The organism is Labilibaculum antarcticum (genome assembly GCF_002356295.1).
GTDB classification, from domain to species: Bacteria; Bacteroidota; Bacteroidia; order Bacteroidales; family Marinifilaceae; genus Labilibaculum; species Labilibaculum antarcticum.
In genome coordinates this window covers 3,178,297-3,192,801 of the sequence record NZ_AP018042.1, presented here as the reverse complement: position 1 = coordinate 3,192,801, position 14,505 = coordinate 3,178,297, and the positions used below count along the sequence as shown (strand labels likewise).

The 14,505-nt window shown below is 35.9% G+C and carries 16 protein-coding genes; 9 read left to right on the top strand and 7 right to left on the bottom strand.

What is annotated here, in order from left to right; all coding sequences use genetic code 11:
- Positions 1-23 precede the first annotated feature (23 nt).
- A complete protein-coding gene (locus ALGA_RS12610) occupies positions 24-1,664 on the bottom strand; it encodes an acetolactate synthase large subunit (protein ID WP_096429636.1) in 1,641 nt (546 codons plus the stop codon).
- A gap of 286 nt (positions 1,665-1,950) precedes the next feature.
- Here ALGA_RS12610 and ALGA_RS12605 point away from each other — a divergent pair, with 286 nt between their 5' ends.
- Together ALGA_RS12605 and ALGA_RS12600 are read left to right on the top strand one after the other, a co-directional pair.
- A complete protein-coding gene (locus tag ALGA_RS12605) occupies positions 1,951-2,670 on the top strand; it encodes an XRE family transcriptional regulator (RefSeq protein ID WP_096429635.1) in 720 nt (239 codons plus the stop codon).
- A gap of 115 nt (positions 2,671-2,785) precedes the next feature.
- Positions 2,786-3,742 (top strand): DMT family transporter, encoded by a 957-nt coding sequence (locus tag ALGA_RS12600; RefSeq protein WP_096429634.1) that lies wholly within the window; start codon positions 2,786-2,788, stop codon positions 3,740-3,742.
- Between the two features lie 39 nt (positions 3,743-3,781).
- Here the strand turns inward: ALGA_RS12600 and ALGA_RS12595 are convergent, their stop codons facing one another.
- The 4 genes from ALGA_RS12595 to dinB form a co-directional block, all read right to left on the bottom strand.
- On the bottom strand, positions 3,782-4,663 hold the full coding sequence (locus tag ALGA_RS12595; protein WP_096429633.1) for a cation diffusion facilitator family transporter: 882 nt from the start codon (positions 4,661-4,663) through the stop codon (positions 3,782-3,784).
- A gap of 60 nt (positions 4,664-4,723) precedes the next feature.
- Positions 4,724-5,665: a bifunctional metallophosphatase/5'-nucleotidase gene (locus tag ALGA_RS12590; RefSeq protein ID WP_096429632.1), complete on the bottom strand. Its 942-nt coding sequence runs from the start codon at positions 5,663-5,665 to the stop codon at positions 4,724-4,726.
- A complete protein-coding gene (locus ALGA_RS12585) occupies positions 5,655-6,437 on the bottom strand; it encodes a 5'-nucleotidase C-terminal domain-containing protein (RefSeq protein ID WP_096429631.1) in 783 nt (260 codons plus the stop codon). Before ALGA_RS12585 ends, ALGA_RS12590 begins: the two co-directional genes overlap by 11 nt.
- Positions 6,438-6,540: 103 nt before the next feature.
- Entirely contained in the window at positions 6,541-7,608 is a 1,068-nt protein-coding gene (dinB, locus tag ALGA_RS12580; RefSeq protein WP_096429630.1) for a DNA polymerase IV, read from the bottom strand.
- A 167-nt stretch (positions 7,609-7,775) separates the two neighbouring features.
- Between dinB and ALGA_RS12575 the strand changes: the two genes are divergently transcribed.
- From ALGA_RS12575 to ALGA_RS12550, 6 genes are all read left to right on the top strand, one after another.
- Positions 7,776-9,293, top strand: a complete 1,518-nt coding sequence (locus ALGA_RS12575) for an MATE family efflux transporter (RefSeq protein ID WP_096429629.1) — start codon at positions 7,776-7,778, stop codon at positions 9,291-9,293.
- The gene (mnmD, locus tag ALGA_RS12570; RefSeq protein WP_096429628.1) at positions 9,268-9,939 is read left to right on the top strand and encodes a tRNA (5-methylaminomethyl-2-thiouridine)(34)-methyltransferase MnmD; all 672 of its coding nucleotides are present in this window, start codon (positions 9,268-9,270) and stop codon (positions 9,937-9,939) included. The genes ALGA_RS12575 and mnmD overlap by 26 nt, the downstream gene beginning before the upstream one ends.
- Positions 9,940-10,118: 179 nt before the next feature.
- Positions 10,119-10,721, top strand: a complete 603-nt coding sequence (locus ALGA_RS12565) for an FKBP-type peptidyl-prolyl cis-trans isomerase (protein WP_096429627.1) — start codon at positions 10,119-10,121, stop codon at positions 10,719-10,721.
- Positions 10,722-10,750: 29 nt separating this feature from the next.
- On the top strand, positions 10,751-11,452 hold the full coding sequence (locus ALGA_RS12560; protein WP_096429626.1) for an FKBP-type peptidyl-prolyl cis-trans isomerase: 702 nt from the start codon (positions 10,751-10,753) through the stop codon (positions 11,450-11,452).
- 353 nt (positions 11,453-11,805) lie between these two features.
- On the top strand, positions 11,806-12,243 hold the full coding sequence (locus ALGA_RS12555; RefSeq protein WP_096429625.1) for a peptidylprolyl isomerase: 438 nt from the start codon (positions 11,806-11,808) through the stop codon (positions 12,241-12,243).
- A gap of 20 nt (positions 12,244-12,263) precedes the next feature.
- Complete coding sequence (locus tag ALGA_RS12550; RefSeq protein WP_096429624.1) at positions 12,264-12,638, top strand: DUF3127 domain-containing protein; 375 nt, start codon at positions 12,264-12,266, stop codon at positions 12,636-12,638.
- 99 nt (positions 12,639-12,737) lie between these two features.
- Here ALGA_RS12550 and ALGA_RS12545 read toward each other — a convergent pair whose 3' ends face one another.
- Both ALGA_RS12545 and ALGA_RS12540 read right to left on the bottom strand, forming a co-directional pair.
- The gene (locus tag ALGA_RS12545) at positions 12,738-13,160 is read right to left on the bottom strand and encodes a hypothetical protein (RefSeq protein ID WP_096429623.1); all 423 of its coding nucleotides are present in this window, start codon (positions 13,158-13,160) and stop codon (positions 12,738-12,740) included.
- Between the two features lie 28 nt (positions 13,161-13,188).
- On the bottom strand, positions 13,189-13,764 hold the full coding sequence (locus ALGA_RS12540) for an RNA polymerase sigma factor (protein WP_096429622.1): 576 nt from the start codon (positions 13,762-13,764) through the stop codon (positions 13,189-13,191).
- A gap of 364 nt (positions 13,765-14,128) precedes the next feature.
- Between ALGA_RS12540 and ALGA_RS12535 the strand changes: the two genes are divergently transcribed.
- Complete coding sequence (locus ALGA_RS12535; RefSeq protein ID WP_096429621.1) at positions 14,129-14,467, top strand: DUF6249 domain-containing protein; 339 nt, start codon at positions 14,129-14,131, stop codon at positions 14,465-14,467.
- Positions 14,468-14,505: the final 38 nt, after the last annotated feature.

Sequence of the window (14,505 nt, the reverse complement as noted above, 5' to 3'; positions counted from 1 at the left end):
GTATAAGCTTATTAATTTTAATATTACAAAATACAGGTTTTCGCATAAAGTTCTTCATTTAAAACCTTATGATTTTCACTATAATCTACCGGAACATCGATTAGATGCACTCCTTTTGAATGAATGCATTGTTGCAGAACTTCAATTAAATTTGCAGAACAAGTTACCCGATGCCCTTTCGCACCATAACTCTCGGCATATTTTACAAAATCGGGATTGCCATAATCCAAGCCAAACTCGTCGAAGTTTAGAGCAGCCTGTTTCCACTTAATCATTCCGTAGGCACTATCATTGAGAATAACAATTACCAAATCGAGCTGTAAACGAACCGCAGTCTCCAACTCCTGAGAATTCATCATGAAGCCGCCATCGCCGCAAATGCTAACCACTTTTCTTTTCGGATAAACAATTTTAGCTCCTATGGCCGATGGAAATCCTGCTCCCATTGTAGCAAGAGCATTATCCAACAAAAGAGTGTTTGACTGATAGGCAGGAAAATTCCGCGCAAACCAGATTTTATAAATGCCATTATCCAATGTTACTATTCCATCATCGGGAAGAGCTTTTCGAACTTCGGCGACCAGGTATTGTGGATTAATTGGAAATTTAGGGTTATCTGCACCACTGGAAATGTGAATATCAACCTCTTTTTTGATTCGTGAAAAGTAATCGAAAGCCCAATTTTCCTGAATTTTAACCTGTCGGGATATTTCCTTTATGGAATAAGCGATATCTCCTACAACATTCAACTGAGGGAAATAAACATCATCTACCTGAGCGCTAAAAAAATTCACATGAATTACTTTTTTACCGCCTGCCTCCATAAAAAATGGTGGCTTTTCGATTACATCATGTCCTACATTCACAATTAAATCGGACCGTTCCAAAGCACAATGCAGATAATCATGATCAGAAAGGGCAGCCGTTCCCAAATACTGAGGATGACGTTCATCGATCACACCTTTTCCCATTTGAGTATTAAAAAAGTAGATTCCTGTTTTATCGATAAAATCCAACAAGGCCCTGGATGTTCGTTTTCGATTTGCACCTGCTCCAATTAACAAAAGAGGTCGTTTGGCATTTTGAATCATTTCAACAGCTTTCCTTACTGATTTTTCATCGGAGTTTGGTCTCCTAATGTGATTTGGCTCAAACAAAACTTCAGTAACATCCTCTGCTGCTACGTCTTCGGGCAACTCCAAATGTACAGCTCCCGGCCTCTCTTCACCAGCCAATCGAAAAGCCTCTCTAACTGCGGACGGAATGTTATTCCCATTTACAATCTGTCGGGTCATTTTGGTAATTGGCCTCATCATATCCACAACATCCAAAATCTGAAAACGACCTTGTTTGCTTTTTTTAATTGGTTTTTGCCCTGTTAGCATAACCATTGGCATGGCTCCAAGCTGTGCATAAGCTGCTGCGGTAACTAAATTGGTAGCTCCGGGGCCGAGTGTTGACAAACAAACTCCAGGTTTGCCTGTTAACCGACCATATGTTGCAGCCATAAAGCCTGCCGCTTGCTCGTGTCTGGTAAGTATTAATTTTATACTTGAATTCCTTAATGAATCCAGAAAATCCAGATTCTCTTCACCTGGAATTCCAAATACATATTCCACTCCTTCATTTTCCAGTGCTTTTACAAATAAATCTGATGCTTTCATATTTTATATTATCACGTGAAGAGTAGTTGGTACTAAACCAATATGCTGTATTAATAACTTTCCACTCTATTTATTCCTTCACTTATTATGTTCAATTATTTTTCCTGTTTCTAAAAATTTTTGAGCATTCTTAATCCATTTAATTTACTCTAATAAAATTACTTAGAGTAAAAACCAATGTAAATGGACAGAATAATATTTGAATTGTACTTTTCTATTCTCTAAAAGAAGATAACAAACATGTACATTTGCAACTCGAAAAATTTCATCAGAACAAAGCCTCATCATGCAAAACTTAAATAAAAACCTTAAACATTTACGCCTACGCAAAAGATTATCTCAAAGCAGATTATCACACAGAATAGGAGTCGGAGCCTCATCGATCAGTGCATACGAGAAAAAACGAAGTATGCCTAAGATAACCACATTGATGAAATACTCAAAATTTTTTAAGCGTAATTTAGATGAATTGGTGAATGAGGACATCAGCAAATCGGATCAGGAAAACAAGCAAGACACCAAAGGAGATCAACTAAGAGTATTACCCATTTTAGTTGATCCACAAAATGAGGAAATGATCAGTTTAGTTCCTGTTAAAGCTGCTGCCGGATATCTTAATGGTTATTCTGATGCCGAATTTATTGGTGAACTTCCAAATTTCAGAATGCCATTTGCCGAACTATCAGAAAACAAAACCTACCGAGCTTTTCAAATTGAGGGCGACAGCATGTTACCCGTTCCTGCCGGCTCATACATTATATGCGAGTATGTGCAAGATTGGGAATTGATAAAAGACAATAGTTGCTGTATTGTATTGACTTCTGATGATGGCATAGTATATAAAAGGGTAAAAAAAGACCTTACAAACAATCAATTGCTGCTAAACTCTGACAATCCGGAATATTTATCTTTTGAGGTAAGCCTGAATCAAGTTTTAGAAGTATGGAGATCTTTAGGCTTTGTGAGTTTTAATTTGCCTGCTGCTCCGGAACCCAATAAAAAGTAAAACAAGAAAATAATCATCAAATATAATTACTGATAACGAATTGATTACTCCTTTTTTTTCTACTTTTGACTGCGCTTAATCATTCTAAATAAATTAATCTAATTCGAGCTGTAAAATGGGGCTTACCGATATTTCAAGCAATTACAAAGGTGTTTTATATGCCATGGTCACCGCCCTTTTATGGGGGTTTCTCCCGATATTCCTGAAGGTGTCCTTAAATGATTTGGATCCTATTTCGATAGTATGGTTTCGTTTTACTTTTGCCTTTTCGATTCTGTTTATTTACTATTTTCTAACGGATAAAAAGCAGCTGAAAATTATTAAACGGCCACCCCTTTTTTTGGTGATTGCCGCACTTGCATTGGGCGTAAATTACCTGGGGTTTATGCAGGGAATTAACTATACCAGTCCGAGTAATGCACAAATTACAATGCAAACCGCTCCTATTTTATTAGCCTTGGTTGGTATTTTCGTTTTTAAAGAGAAAGTAAACAGCAAGCAATTACTTGGATTTGGAATTGCAGGATTGGGCTTATTCCTCTTTTACAGAAATCAGTTGCAAGTCTTTATACAAGACACAGAAGCATTTAACACAGGATTTTTCTGGATAGAATTAGGAGCCGTAATGTGGGTTTTATATGCTTCTTTACAGAAAAAATTAGTGCTAAAATACCCTCCGCAACTGTTGAATATGGTTCTTTACGGAATACCGGCAATTCTATACGCTCCCTTTGTTGATTTTGCAGCTTTTTCAAATCTTGATTTTTCCTCGTGGATGATCGTGATTTTTCTGGGTATGAACACTCTTATAGCCTACGGTTGTCTGGCCTTGGCGTTTAAATATACCGAAGCCTACAAAGTGAGTTTAATTGTAACGGTGAATCCAATTATCACTCTACTAACTATGGCTATACTAGCCTCGATCAATGTACAATGGATAAAAACAGATAGTTTGAGCATCTACTCTATGCTTGGTGCTGTACTTGTAATTGGAGGTGCAATTACCGCAGTTTTCTTCTCAAGAAAGAACAAAAAAGTACTTCAGAAAAGTCCAATATCTGTTAAAAAATAAGACACTAACAATAAAGATCACTACAATAAGATTTAAATATCAATCTACATCTGGCTCGATGTGGATTGTAGAAACGTAAGCATATTTTTCGAGAATAGCTTCTTCCAATATTGTCGCAATATCGTGAGCCTCTTTTAAAGGCATATCTTCCGGAAGAACAATATGAAAAGTTAGTTCGGTATGATCTCCATAAACATGGAGGTGAAAATGGTGAGGTTCCAATTCATGAGGATGAACTTCTTCAATGGTCAACTTTAATTCTTCAATAATGGTTTCAGAAGGACTCTCTCCCAACAAAGAATGAATGGAATCGTTAATAATTTCATAAGCTGCATGACCAATCAACAAAGCGACAATCATTCCCAAAGCACCATCGACCCACCAAAAATAAGGGCCTACAAATATTCCGACCAAAATAACCAAAGAAGAAATAGCATCGCTGCGGTGATGCCAGGCATCAGCCTTTAACACTTTTGAATTTGTTTTTTTTGCTCCAAAATAGGCAAACTGAGCCAACAATTCCTTTAGTACTACTGAAATAATCATAACAACAACAGCAATGCTTCCAAATTCCGATGACTCCCTACTTTGCAGTGTGTGATAGGATTCTATGATAAAATCGAAAGCCACTAATAAGAGCAGGATTCCAATAATAAATGCACTAATTAAATCGGCACGTCCGTGACCAAATGGATGATCCTCATCGGCTGGTTTCTTCGAAATTTTGGCGCCAACAATTACAATAACAGAACTTAAACTGTCGGACAGAGTATGCCAGGCATCAGCAATAATAGCGATAGAACCTGTAGCCAAACCGGCCCAGTATTTTAATCCGAAAAGTAATATATTCCCTACTATTGAAAGCCAACCTTCTACAGAGGCCCAATTCGATTTATCTAATTTAAATTTGGAGTTTTTCAATTTGAAATAATCTTTAAATGCAATCTATAAACAATAGATTGACAACTATTATTGTATCAATTAAGCTAATTTTTCATCAACCGAAAGTAGTTTTGAAGAAGCTAACTTAGTCTTATTTTTCTTATCAATGTAAAAATCGATTCTTCCCAAAGCAATACCTGCCCATCCAACTTGATTGACAAGAACCTCTTCTCCATCCATATTCAGAACCCGTTCCGGAGTTTCCATTAAGGTGTGAGTGTGTCCCCCGATAATTAGATCAACTCCCCTGCTTCTTTTCGCTAAATCAAGATCGCAATCCCCATCAGATAAACTTTTGTTTCCTAAATGTGAAAGACAAACAACCAAATCGCAATTATTTTGGACTTTTAGAATGTCCACCATTTTTTCAGCAACATCAACCGGATCGACATAAGAAATAGCACCTCTGTTTTTAGGCTCAACAAATCCATCCAGATCTACGCCTACACCAAAAACACCAATTCTCAAATCTCCTTTATCGAATATTTTATACGCAGGTATCTTTCCTTCCAATTCTGTCTCTGAAAAATCATAATTAGCATTCAACAGTGGGAAGTTAAGGTGTTTCAATTGACTTGCAATCCCCTCAATACCATTATCAAATTCATGATTCCCGAGTGTTCCAGCATCGTAACCAATCTTCGACATCAATTTAAATTCAGCTTCCCCCTTAAAGAAATTGAAGTAAGGAGTGCCTTGAAACACATCGCCTGCATCAAACAGTAAAACCAATTCTTCTTCCTTTCTGATTTTTTGAACCAAGGCATGGATTCTCGCAAAACCTCCCAAGCCTCCAAATTGAGGATCAGCCTTTGGAAAAGGTTCAATACGGCTGTGTAAATCGTTGGTGTGAAGCACTGTGATTTTCTGCAATGCACTCTTCTTGTCCGAATTGGCCGAAACTGCTTTGGGAATAATTCCTGTTCCCAAAAACAAACCTGCCACACTAATATTTTTCAAAAAGTCTCTTCTATTCCACATGGTAAATCCTCCCGTCTAGTTCTGCTGAAATATGTTTCCCTTTTTTATAATCACGACTAATGTATTTGATCATTTCTGATCTTAATTTTAGATGCAAATGTCTGAACGTTTCCCTTGTTGCAAATGCAGAAAATTCGCCACCACCATTCACCAAATAATCAATCGACAAAATGTGATATACCTTTTCTAAATCAACTGGTGCTCCATTAACAAGAATATCAACAGCCTTTTCATCCTTAATACCCATTTTTACGCCACTAATTCCTTCTCCGCCAAATTCGGCAACTTGATTTAAAAGGATATTTAAATCATGCCCTTTCATTCCAACAATTACCAGTTTGTTTTTAAAAGGCAGCATCTCGAACATTCTTCCCTTTGTAATTTCACCTTTTGGCATTGCGGTCCGAATTCCTCCCTGATTCATTATTACGATATCCACAGAGTGAGATAATTTATTCTCCAGACAAAACTCCTTGCCAATTGAAAGCATCGCATCAGCTATATAATTGGACAATTTACTCTCAGGCTTTCCTGTAAGCATAGCTTCATCACTAACAGACAGAAGCTCATTCATTTCACCATCCAACTGTGATTTATAGCTTTCAATTACATTTGTAAAAACAGTATCCTTCTTCGAAGAAGAATCCATATGCGAATCAATCTTATAATTAGATTGACGAGTCGAATTGCTATTCTTTTGAGTTACCGAGCAAGCCGATAAGGCGAACAATAAAAGCAATAACTTCAAGGACTTATGTAGATGTGATTTCATAGGATGTCTAATACAACAGAAAAATTGATTCTTCCCCTTTTTTGGAAGGGAAGACAAAATTATAAAAAACCCTTGACTTATAAATTATTTTAAGCTGAATAATTTAGAAATCAATTGTTAACTGCTGAGGTTCAGAGAAATCAATCTTATTAGAGACCGTTAATCCCAGCAATCGAATACTTTCTTTTAGTTCAACCTGATTGAGTAATTCATTGGCAATATTCAGAATTTGATCGAGCTGATTCAATTCCTGCAAAATGGTTTTACTTCTGGTCACTTGCTCGAAACTGCTATATTTCACTTTCAGACTTAAAGTTCTGCCTCTAAAACCATTCTTCTTTAACCGACGCAATAAATCTTCAGCAGTAGGAATCATATCTTTCCTGATCGATTCCCGATCTGATAAATCCGTATAAAACGTATGCTCTGTACTCACTGATTTCCGAACCCGATTGGGATTAACGGGACGATTGTCAATTCCTCTTGAAATTTGATAGTAGTAAACTCCTGCCTTCCCAAATACACGAGTCAATTCAACGAGACTTCTCTCCTTCAAATCTTTCCCTCTAAATATCCCCAACTGATGCATTTTATCAGCAGTAACCCTTCCAACTCCAAAAAATTTATCAATTGCTAAATGCTCTATAAATTCCGTTACATCTTTCGGGGGAATAACAAATAAACCATCTGGTTTTTGATAATCGGAAGCAATTTTAGCTAAAAATTTATTTACTGATATTCCGGCAGAAGCAGTTAATCCTGTTACTTCTTTAATCCGATCTTTAATTTCCCTGGCAATAAGACTCGCAGAAGATATATTCCTCTTGTTATGAGTAACATCCAAAAAAGCTTCATCAATGGAAAGAGGTTCAACTAAATCGGTAAATTCATAAAAAACACTCATAATCTGATTGGAAATCTCCTTATAGCGATCATGCCGTCCTTTAACAAAAATTAAATTTGGACACCTCCTTTTCGCAATGGACGAAGGCATGGCAGAACGCACTCCGAATTTTCGGGCCTCGTAGCTGGCTGCAGCCACCACACCTCTATCTTCGGAACCTCCAACCGCAACAGGTTTGCCCTGAAGTTCAGGATTATCTTTCTGCTCTACCGAAGCAAAAAAAGCATCCATGTCAACGTGAATTATTTTACGATTTTCCTCCCCCATTTCCAAAGCAATTATCTCGAAACAATTTGTAAAATAATCGTTTCAAATTTTGTAATTTTACCCGCCCTTAAATAAAAAAATATTTTAGTATCGTCAAACCAAGCACGCTGCAAAAATAGGGAATAAATACAATCAAATCTGTTCTTTCAGAGATCAAAACTAGAAAAGTGAACCAAATTAAAGATCTTACAAGCGGGAATATTTTCTCGCAAATTATAAAACTGGCTATTCCAATTATTGCCACCTCATTTGTACAAATGGCGTACAATATGACTGATATGGCGTGGTTGGGACAGGTAGGAAGCGAAACCGTTAGTGCTGTTGGTATAGCTCTTTATCTGGTTTGGTTTGGTGCATCACTCCTATTTATTACCAAAATTGGTGCTGAAGTAGGAATTTCGCAGTCAATTGGAAGTAAAAATCTGGAACGCGCCCAATCATTTGCAAAAAATGCTTTTAGTTTGTCATTCATTATTTCAATTGCATTTGCTCTGTGCGTCTGGATATTTGCGGAACCCATTATCGATCTTTTTAAAATCAATAGTGACTTTGTAAACGGAACGGCCTTCAGATACCTTCGGATAATTGCCATCGGAATGCCATTTACCTTTTCCAACATCACCATGTCTGGGATTTACAATGGGGTTGGCAATACAAAAACTTCCTTTTGGATTAATGCTTTTGGTTTGGTTATAAACATGATACTGGATCCTATCCTTATTTTTGGTTGGGGAAGTATTCCAGCCATGGGCGCAGAAGGTGCAGGAATTGCTACCGTAATTTCTCAGCTAGCTGTATTTCTTGTTTTTCTATACTACTTGTATATCAAAGAGAATCCTTTACAGCTCAAAAATTATATAGGGAAAATTCAAAAGGAATTCTTTATTCCCATCCTAAAGGTCGGTGGTCCTGTTGCAGTACAATCGGCTTGGTTTGCCTTTATCGCTATGATTTTAGCAAGGGTGATAAATGATATTGCTGATGGTGATTCGATTCCTTTTTCAGTTCAATCCATTGGATCGCAAATAGAAGCCCTTTCGTGGATGACCGCCTCGGGCTTCTCAACAGCATTGGGCACATTCACAGGTCAGAACTTTGGAGCAAATAAATGGGGCCGAATTCAGAAAGGTTTCTTCATCACCTTAGGGATAGCCGGTTTTATTGGATTGATAAGTTCCTTACTCTTCCTTTTTGTAGGCGAACCTATTTTCGGTTTGTTTATAAATAACAGTGAAAACAATGTGGTGAAAATGGGCATGGTCTACCTATTCATTCTTGGTATTTCACAGATATTTATGTGTGTTGAAATAACAGCAACAGGAGCCTTTAACGGAATCGGGAGAGCAAATCCGCCAGCAATAGTTGGAATTATAGGGAACATTTTACGAATTCCAATTGCCTATTTGCTTAGCTACACTCTAGTTGATTACTTACCACTATTTCAGAACTGGATCTCTCCGGAGTCCGTTTCGGCAACAGGTGTTTGGTGGGGATTAACAATTACCAGCATACTGAAAGGAAGTATTTTATTTCTCTGGTTTGTAGCCTTACTTTACAAGCACCCCGAAAACAATACACCTCTTCCTTTACAGAGATTCTGGATTAGAATAATCCCAAACAGATTACGTCAAACCTCTATAATTATTAATCCACTAGATAATGAAGAATTTAAAACGAGAGCTTAAAATAACAGAAGATGGTTCTCATACTCTCTTTGTTCCTGAATTGAATGAGCACTACCATTCCACGCACGGTGCCATTCAAGAGGCAATGCATGTGTATTTGAATGCAGGATTTGATTTTTGCCCTCTGGATCCAATTCATATTTTAGAAATTGGTTTTGGAACAGGACTGAACTGCTTTTTGACCTTAATAGAGGCACAGAAACAGAAAAGAACGGTTATTTATCATTCCATTGAATTGTATCCCATAAAGGAAGAACACATTCAAAGTTTGAATTACACTGATCAAATTGAAGGATCCGACAAGGATGTTTTTTTCAAATTACACAAAGCAGAATGGAATCAGGAAGTTAAGATCACTACAAATTTCACACTAAACAAATTACAGGGCGATCTTAGGGATTTAAACTTCCCCGATAAGTATGATTTGGTGTACTTTGATGCATTCGCTCCCGATATTCAACCTGAATTATGGACTCAAGATATTTTTGAAAAGTTATACAAATATCTTAATCCAGGTGCAATCCTAACAACCTACTCAACAAAAGGAATTGTAAAACAAGCATTAAGAGGCGCAGGTTTTGAAGTTAAACGTCTGCCTGGACCTCCTGGGAAAAGACAAATGTTACGAGCTAAAAAAATTGGGTAATTCAAAAAAAAACAAACTGAAAATACTCTTGCATTCGCATCAGTAGTAAATGCAAAAAAAAGTTAATTACATGTTGATTTTCGATATTTCGAGAGAAAAGTTTTAACTTAGACGATTCTTATGATTTTACTAATCATAAATCAAACAAGATTATAATAATTTAAATATACAATACCCGAATGAAGTACACAGAAGAACAAGATAAGGTAAGCTATTGCATCGGATTAAGCATTGCAAGTAATTTAATCACCTCTGGCGTTAAAACAATCAGCGTTGAACCATTTATGGAAGCATTAGATGCTGCTTTCAATGGCAAAACACCTGAATTATCTCCAGAAGATGCTAATAAAATTCTTCAAGAGTTTTTTGGAAAACTACAAGAAGAACAAGCTGGGAAAGCGGTTTTAGCAGGAACAAAATTTTTAGAAGAAAACTCTAAAAAAGAAGGTGTTATTAGTCTTGAAAGCGGTTTACAATACGAAATTGTAACTGAAGGAAACGGCGACACTCCAAAAGGAACTGACAAAGTTAAATGTCATTACCATGGAACTTTAATTGATGGTACTGTTTTCGATAGTTCTGTTAAAAGAGGTGAACCTGCTGTATTTCCAGTAAATGGAGTAATCAAAGGATGGGTGGAAGCTCTACAATTAATGCCTGTAGGATCAAAATGGAAATTATGTGTTCCTTCGGACTTAGCATATGGTGCACAAGGTGCTGGAAACCTTATTGGCCCACACACAACTTTAATTTTCGAAGTTGAGTTACTTGAAATCGTATAATTATATTAATAACCCTAATAATTCAAAAAATGAAACTAAAAGTTTTAACTCTTGCATTTGGTCTTGGACTAATAACATTGGCTTCTTGTAATCAGGAAAGAAATAAAAATGTAGTACTTACCAATGAACTTGACTCTGTTAGTTATAGTTTAGGAGCTAGTTTTGGTACTAATCTAGAACGTAACGGACTTACTGATCTTAACGAAGAAGTTCTATTGGCTGCATTATATGCTTCACTTGATAAAGATTCATTGGTAATTGATCCTCAAGCAGGAAACGGTATTATCAACAACTATATCAAAGGTCTTCAAGAAAAAATTGGTGCAGAAAACCTGACTAAAGGTCAAAAATTCTTAGACGAAAACAAATCAAAAGAAGGTATCGTTGTGACTGCTAGCGGTTTACAATACCGCATCATCAATGAAGGAGAAGGTGCTAAACCTCTTGCTACAGATAAAGTTTCTGTTCACTACAAAGGAACAACTATTGACGGTACAGAATTTGATTCTTCTTATAAAAGAAACGAACCAGCTACATTTGAAGCTAACCGTGTGATTAAAGGATGGACTGAAGCATTACTATTAATGCCTGTAGGTTCTAAATGGGAATTATTTATTCCTTCTAACCTTGCTTACGGTCCACGTGCAATGGGAGCTGAAATCAAAGCAAACGAGACTTTAATTTTCGAAGTTGAATTATTAGATATCGTAAAAGAAGAAACAAAGAACTAATTGATTAGATCTTTTAATTAGGACAACTTGTTAAAAACAATTACCCCTTTTGGAATTTTCCAGAAGGGGTTCTTTTTTCTTTCTTGACTAAGAATATTTTTTTTAGATTTGCATTCTTTTGCAACTGCAATTGCATTGTTGTAAATTTAAAATCTTGTTTTCAGAAGAATGGACAATTTGCGTTTAGATGCTCTCACAACGAGTATTTTAACTAAACACATTCTTCTATATGTAAAAAAAACAGGCTTTTACAAAAAGAAACAATTACTGCTCCATGTTCTTTTGAAAAAGCATTCATGAGCCAATTTTTTCGTTTTGAGATTTAAAATTGAAATAATTAAAAACAAATAAAAATGATGTACGCAGAGATTCATACCGAAAAAGGAGTTATGAAAGTGGAATTCTTCGAGAAGGATGCTCCTAAGACTGTTGAAAATTTTGTCAACCTATCAGAATCAGGATTTTATAATGGACTTACTTTTCACAGAGTAATTCCAAATTTTGTAATTCAAGGTGGTTGCCCAGATGGCACCGGTGCCGGTGGACCTGGTTATTCAATCAATTGCGAATTGAATGGTGAAAATCAATATCACGACAGAGGTGTTTTGTCGATGGCTCATGCTGGACGAAATACTGGCGGATCACAATTTTTCGTTTGCCACAGTCGCGAAAATACATCACACTTGGATCGTCAGCACACCTGTTTTGGTAAAGTAGTTGAAGGTTTGGAAGTTATTGATGCAATTTGTGCCGGCGACAGTATTGATAAAATTGTGATCGTTAAAGAATAATACAAAATATACAGAACATTATGAATTTTGAATTGAATGGTAAAATGATCGTGAAAGAGGAAACTCAAGCAATTAGCGATCGTTTCAAAAAAAGAGAATTTGTTATTGAAGTTGAAAATGAAAGAAATTCTGATTGGAATGATTTCATCAAATTTCAGCTAACACAGGATCGTTGCGATTTATTAGAAACAGTTTCTTTGAACGAAGAAATTAAAGTTTCTTTTAATGTTCGTGGACGTAAGTGGGAAAAAGATGGGAAAGTAAACTACTTTTCGAATCTTGAAGCATGGAGAATTGAAAAAGTTCAAACTGCTGGTTCTCCAGTTCCTGAAATGCCTGAATTTAGAGCAGAGGATGTTCCTCCTGCACCAGAAGAGGATGATCTTCCATTTTAGAACATACAAAAACCGCACTGAAAAGTGCGGTTTTTTTAAAATTTAAAAAGTCAAATATTACTAAGTTGTCGATAAAATACCGACTGTGTTTGCTTATATCTAGTGATGCAATATTTTATTAACAATTCTATCGAAAAGAGCTAATCCTCCCAAAGAAACGGCAATAATATAGACCATTACAGGAAGCTTAATCAAACTCTCAAATACTTTAATTAAAACCTGATTAATTGGCTGTAGTAATACCGCATCAAGCTGGTGTAAAAATGGATTCTCAGCAGTACTAACTAAGGTTCTCACATCGGTTCCTAAAAGAATGAGCACCACCAGAATAATAAGTCCGCTAATCCAAATCCATTGATTCCTTGAAATTGGTTTCTTCATTTCAATAGGTTTTGCAAGCCAATCCTGCATCACCCCATCCATAACCTTATTGGTAAACTGAGCAGAAGGATTCTCCAACTCAACATCCTTCATCAGTTCTTTGATAAAATCATCTTTATAGATATCTTCTTTTTTACTCATTTCAGTCAATTTTATATTCTTTCGAAATCTATAATATCGTTTTTAATTCATCATGCAAAGCCAGCTCCAATTGAGCGTAAAGCTTTTTTCTTGCACGATGTAATTTCACCTTAACATTGGAAGCACTTAAACCAGTTATCGAGCAAACCTCATCTACCGAATTTTCTTCCAAATAAAACAGAGTAATAAGGCTCCTTTCATCACCAGACAACCTTTTCAACGCTTCGGAAAGGTACTTTTTCCTTTCCATACTTCTTACTTCCTGTAAGGCCGACTGTGTTGATTTCACATTTACTGATGTTGTAAAATCATCATCAATAGAACTTACATCTAATTTTTTTTTCCTCAATCTTGATATCGCAGTATTATAAATGATTCGATAAATCCAAGTTGAAAATTTTGCTTCTCCTTTATAGCTATCCAAGGCCTGGTATGCTTTCAGAAATGCATCTTGCGCAATTTCTTCCGCATCTTCACGATTTCCCATTAATTGCAAGGCTACATTAAATGTCATCTTCTTGTATTTATCTACAAGGAAAGCATATGCCCCGGGATCTCCTTCTTTAATCTTGGCTATGTAATAACTATCCTTTTGAAACTTCATATACAGATTGTGCTTTCAATTTTAAAAACAAAAGTCATCAACTAAAAAGACATCGTTTCATTTCATAATGTTGCGTTAATTCACTTCTTTTTTTTCTTTTAATTGAATCATCTACAACTTAGACGCATAGGATCTACAATCGGTTACACCTTACTCCCTAATTTCAATATCTTTTTTTTGTAATTCATTAATGACAAGTTAAGACAATGATTTATAATGAAATAATTGTAAGCGTTAAAAAAATATTAAAATATTTGTAACCTGTTTGAAAGAGGTAGCGTCATAAAGTTGAATGCAAAAATCAAGCTTTGGTTTTCGCTCACAATCAATAAAATAATAATAGTTTAATCTTAAAACTGTAATCATGGATATCACTGGAGTAGTAGCAATCATTTCGGTATTTGGACTTGTTCCTTTGATTGTATTTTTAGTACATCGTCACAAAGAAAGACAAGCATTAATTGAAAGAGGATTGGATATGAGCCATTTAGTTGGAGATAAAAAGTGTAGTACACTTCAAAGTTTAAAGTATGGTATTCTCCTTATTGGGTTAGCAATAGGAATCCTTATCGGGAATATTTTAGATGCTTACACAGGTTTAAATGAAGAAGTTTCTTACTTCTCAATGATCTTCTTATTTGGTGGACTTGCATTATTGATATTCTATACACTTGCAAAAAAACATAAAGAAGAAGTGAAGTAAGTAAACCTGACTATCTACAAAAAATGCGCTCCCAATGG

Excerpts from the sequence above, each read along its gene's own strand:
- ALGA_RS12610 (WP_096429636.1), bottom strand. The coding sequence starts at position 1,664 with ATGAAAGCATCAGATTTATTTGTAAAAGCACTGGAAAATGAAGGAGTG.
- ALGA_RS12605 (WP_096429635.1), top strand. The coding sequence starts at position 1,951 with ATGCAAAACTTAAATAAAAACCTTAAACATTTACGCCTACGCAAAAGA.
- ALGA_RS12600 (WP_096429634.1), top strand. The coding sequence starts at position 2,786 with ATGGGGCTTACCGATATTTCAAGCAATTACAAAGGTGTTTTATATGCC.
- ALGA_RS12590 (WP_096429632.1), bottom strand. The coding sequence starts at position 5,665 with ATGTGGAATAGAAGAGACTTTTTGAAAAATATTAGTGTGGCAGGTTTG.
- ALGA_RS12585 (WP_096429631.1), bottom strand. The coding sequence starts at position 6,437 with ATGAAATCACATCTACATAAGTCCTTGAAGTTATTGCTTTTATTGTTC.
- dinB (WP_096429630.1), bottom strand. The coding sequence starts at position 7,608 with ATGGGGGAGGAAAATCGTAAAATAATTCACGTTGACATGGATGCTTTT.
- mnmD (WP_096429628.1), top strand. The coding sequence starts at position 9,268 with ATGAAGAATTTAAAACGAGAGCTTAAAATAACAGAAGATGGTTCTCAT.
- ALGA_RS12565 (WP_096429627.1), top strand. The coding sequence starts at position 10,119 with ATGAAGTACACAGAAGAACAAGATAAGGTAAGCTATTGCATCGGATTA.
- ALGA_RS12560 (WP_096429626.1), top strand. The coding sequence starts at position 10,751 with ATGAAACTAAAAGTTTTAACTCTTGCATTTGGTCTTGGACTAATAACA.
- ALGA_RS12555 (WP_096429625.1), top strand. The coding sequence starts at position 11,806 with ATGATGTACGCAGAGATTCATACCGAAAAAGGAGTTATGAAAGTGGAA.
- ALGA_RS12550 (WP_096429624.1), top strand. The coding sequence starts at position 12,264 with ATGAATTTTGAATTGAATGGTAAAATGATCGTGAAAGAGGAAACTCAA.
- ALGA_RS12545 (WP_096429623.1), bottom strand. The coding sequence starts at position 13,160 with ATGAGTAAAAAAGAAGATATCTATAAAGATGATTTTATCAAAGAACTG.
- ALGA_RS12540 (WP_096429622.1), bottom strand. The coding sequence starts at position 13,764 with ATGAAGTTTCAAAAGGATAGTTATTACATAGCCAAGATTAAAGAAGGA.
- ALGA_RS12535 (WP_096429621.1), top strand. The coding sequence starts at position 14,129 with ATGGATATCACTGGAGTAGTAGCAATCATTTCGGTATTTGGACTTGTT.